Below are 3,560 nucleotides of genomic sequence, written 5' to 3'. Positions count from 1 at the left end.
AAGTGGGACGAGTAGAAGTAGATGAGAGAACCCGTCCCATCCTGCTTTTAGTGTTTCTTCAGGCCAGGCAGAAGTTGGAGACGACGAAACCAAAATTCCCGATACGAGCGAGTTCGCGTGGTCGCGCGGCCCAACGTCGTAATCTCTCATTAGATGAGAGATTCTTGCGTGCAGTTGAGTACAGTATGGTCGGTGAGCATTGAACCTGGGCGAATTCCGGCCTTTCTGACTAACGCCAATGTCGGGCTGCTGCGTGCTGAGGATCGCGTCTTTGACGCGATGCTTGATGGCTGGCGGGCACAGATGCTGGCGCGCGGGCTGTCGACGTCGTATATCAAGAGCTCATGCGGGACGATAGAGCGGTTTCAGCAGCATTCGAATGAGTATCCGTGGACGTGGTCGGCGCATCACGTGGATGAGTTCATGGCGGATCGGCGCAGCTCCGAGAAGGGTTTGGCGCTGTCGACCATGAGAGCAAATTCCGGGGCCATCAGGGCGTTCTGCTCTTACCTGACCGATCGACGTTACGGCTGGGCGGCTTTCTGCGAACGGGTCTTTGCGGATATCCCGGTGCAGGTCGTGTTCGAGTGGAACTCACCCCGGCACACGACCGACGATGCCGTGCCGGCACGCCGCCGGGCGTTTACCAGGGCCGAACTGCAGATGTTCTTCGATGCCGCAGACGACGTGGTCGACGCCGAGTTTGCAAAGGGCTCCAAGCGCTGGCTTCCAGCTCTAAGGGACTCGACGGCGTTCAAGGTCGCTTACGCTTACGGGCTTCGTCGGCGGGAGCTGGCCATGCTCGAGTATGTGGACTTTGGACCCAATCCGCATTTTGAGTCTTTCGGCCGGTTCGGGTCGCTCCAGGTGCGCTGGGCCAAAGGAACAAGAGGCTCAGGCCCCCGCCGGCGCACCGTTCTAACCGTCCCGGAGTTTGACTGGGTGGTCGGCCTTCTCGAGTACTGGCTCTCCCCTGACGGCCGGAAACGTTTCCCCACCGCAGACCGGTCGGCCAGCTTGTGGCCCTCCGAACGATCGGGCTCAACAGTTTTCCGCAACTTCGACCGCTCCTTTCAGCGGGTGAGGAAGACCGCGGGTCTCCCGGAAGAACTGACCCTGCACGCGTTGAGGCATTCTTACGTGACACATCTGATCGAGGCCGGCTATGACCCGCTTTTTATCCAGCAGCAAGTAGGGCACAGCTACTCCTCCACCACGGCCCTCTATACTTCCGTGTCGGCGGACTTCAAACAGAAGACCATCCAGAAAATGATCGCCCAGCGGCTTCGCAGTGGCGGCACTGATGAGGAGAACGGTCATGGCTGAACAGCGACGGATTGGCTACCGCTGGAATCTCCGGCAGCTGATGGCCCAGCGCAACCTCTGGAAAACCACCGAACTTCTCCCCCTCCTCAAAGCCCGCGGCATCAACCTCTCCAACGCCCAGGTCCACCGGCTCGTCACGGGAACACCGGAACGCATCCCCGCCCAGACCTTTGCAGCGCTCTGCGACATCCTCGAATGCACACCCAACGACCTGTTCGAACCCTACGTCCAGATGCGCGCGGCCAAGACCGCCAACGCCCCCAAGCGGCCAGAAGACCTCGGAATCCAGCCCGGCTCCCCGATCGCGCGCCGTATCCGCGTCCTGCCACCGGACGAAAATGCCTAGACCCCGGAAACCCAGCGACCCCGCGAAATGGCCCGAACCCTGCGGACGCTGCTCAGAACACCACCAGATCGTCGTTCGCTGGCCCGACAGCGGAATCTGCGGCTACTGCTACCAGCAAGCCAAACGAACCCGGGGTACCTGCGCCTGCGGCCACGAAGGCGTCCTTCCCGGCCGGGTAAACACACTCCCGGCTTGCCGCAAATGCTCCGGCGTCAAACTCAACATCGACTGCATCGGCTGCGGCAACGAAGACGAAATCCACTCAGGAAACCGCTGCTGGGTATGCGTCCTCTCAGCAACAGTCGACCGGCTCATGACACCGGAAGGGCAGGCTCCCTCCCCTGAACTCCAAGCCATCGCAACAGCACTGAAATCCATGAAACGAGCCAACAGCGGCCTCACCTGGATCCAGCAGCCCCACGTCACGGACTTCCTCCGGGAACTGGCTGCATCGGCCGACATCAGCCACGCCGGCCTCGACCAACTGCCCGCCTCCACAACCCGCGAATACGTCCGCGGCCTCCTCGTAGAACACAACGTCCTGCCCCGCCGCGACGAGCTCAGCACACGATTCGCCAGCTGGGCCGGGCAAGCGCTCAACAGGATCACCACCCAGAACCATCGCGACATCATCCGCCGCTACATCCGCTGGCACCACCAACGCCGCATGAACCAAATGGACGAAGTCAGCCAAGGCACCTTCCTGAGGGCCAAACAATCGGTCACCGTCGCCATCGAACTGCTCAACTGGCTCAGCGAACACGACACCGATCTCGCGACCATGACCCAAGCACACTTGGATCGCTGGCAAGCACAGGGCCCCACCACGAGAGGCATCGCATCACGCTTCCTCGACTGGGCAACCAAAACCAACCTCATCGATCCGGCCCTGAAGCTGCAAGCCCACCGCCGTGGCACCAGCCCCCGGCTCGATGCAGCCACGCAACAACAAATCGTCCACAACCTCACCCACACAACCGAAATGAGCCCACGGGACCGTGCGGCCGCGATCCTCGTCCTGGTCTTCGGTCAGCAGATCTCAGACGTCGTCAAACTCACGTGGAACCACGTCACGGTCACCGAAGACGAAGTCACTATCACCCTCGGAACCGTCGAGATAGCCCTCACAAGTCCGCTCGATGAACCCTGGCGCGAGTTGGCGGCCACCCCGACACATGATCAGACAGCCGCGCACCCTAACAGCAACTGGGTCTTCCGCGGTGGCTCGCCAGGTAAACATCTCCGGGCCGCCAGCCTTACCGAACGGCTCAGCACGGCCTTCAGCAGCCGAGCTGCCAGGCTCGGCACCCTCCACGAACTCACCAAAGTCGCCCCCGTGGCCATCATCGCCGAAGCACTCGGATATTCTCCAAGCACAATCGAACGCCACGCCATCGACTCGTCAGCGAACTATGCCCAATACATCGCCTCGATAGGCTCGCAAGCGTCTAGCTATCACTCCACCCGGGCGATGATGCCTTAGATCCACTGGCCTTCCGCCAGCTCAGACCAGAAATCGACACGATAGTTCGGTGATTTTCGGTCAGGAATGTTGAAGAACTCGCTTTGGAAGTACGAGACGAGATCACTGCCGTAATAGACCACGTCTGTTTGGTGCACGGAAAAGACCGGGCTGCCGGCACGCGCAGGAGCTGCTGGCATGAAACGATGCGAATAGATCGGAATTAGGACGGGGACGGCGCGCAAGCGATCACGTGCCGTTTCAAGGGCCACCTCAACGTCAGTGGGCCTGTCACCCCACTCCTCGGGCCAAAAAGCATTCTCCCGAACATCAAACAACACCCCATCATGTGGCCAGTCGAGCCTCTTCTGAATCGCCGCCGGATCGCCCATCCAATCAACCCATTTCGGGCCGATAGGCATCGCG

At 60.8% G+C, this 3,560-nt stretch carries 5 protein-coding genes; 3 read left to right on the top strand and 2 right to left on the bottom strand.

Annotated features, from left to right (window positions below):
- Nucleotides 1-192: 192 nt before the first annotated feature.
- Both RQH14_RS23105 and RQH14_RS23100 read left to right on the top strand, forming a co-directional pair.
- Nucleotides 193-1,326, top strand: coding sequence for a site-specific integrase (locus RQH14_RS23105; RefSeq protein ID WP_311215446.1), 1,134 nt, complete (start codon nucleotides 193-195; stop codon nucleotides 1,324-1,326).
- A complete protein-coding gene (locus tag RQH14_RS23100; protein ID WP_311215445.1) occupies nucleotides 1,319-1,672 on the top strand; it encodes a helix-turn-helix transcriptional regulator in 354 nt (117 codons plus the stop codon). The genes RQH14_RS23105 and RQH14_RS23100 overlap by 8 nt, the downstream gene beginning before the upstream one ends.
- Before the next feature lie 52 nt (nucleotides 1,673-1,724).
- Here RQH14_RS23100 and RQH14_RS23095 read toward each other — a convergent pair whose 3' ends face one another.
- Entirely contained in the window at nucleotides 1,725-1,934 is a 210-nt protein-coding gene (locus tag RQH14_RS23095) for a hypothetical protein (RefSeq protein ID WP_311215444.1), read from the bottom strand.
- Nucleotides 1,935-1,985: 51 nt separating this feature from the next.
- Here RQH14_RS23095 and RQH14_RS23090 point away from each other — a divergent pair, with 51 nt between their 5' ends.
- Nucleotides 1,986-3,155, top strand: a complete 1,170-nt coding sequence (locus RQH14_RS23090) for a Fis family transcriptional regulator (protein WP_311215443.1) — start codon at nucleotides 1,986-1,988, stop codon at nucleotides 3,153-3,155.
- On the opposite strand, the gene RQH14_RS23085 is transcribed toward RQH14_RS23090, so the two are convergent.
- Nucleotides 3,152-3,560, bottom strand: a 409-nt coding sequence (locus tag RQH14_RS23085; protein WP_311215442.1) for a hypothetical protein, incomplete at its 5' end; no start/stop codon positions are given. The two genes, RQH14_RS23090 and RQH14_RS23085, sit on opposite strands and share 4 nt — an antisense overlap.

Source organism: Arthrobacter sp. WCS2018Hpa-7, assembly GCF_031843805.1.
GTDB lineage: Bacteria > Actinomycetota > Actinomycetes > Actinomycetales > Micrococcaceae > Arthrobacter.
This window is presented reverse-complemented; position numbering and strand designations above follow the sequence as displayed.

Bases quoted from the DNA above. Each gene is read 5' to 3' on its own strand.
- RQH14_RS23100 (WP_311215445.1), top strand. From the start codon at position 1,319: ATGGCTGAACAGCGACGGATTGGCTACCGCTGGAATCTCCGGCAGCTG.
- RQH14_RS23090 (WP_311215443.1), top strand. From the start codon at position 1,986: ATGACACCGGAAGGGCAGGCTCCCTCCCCTGAACTCCAAGCCATCGCA.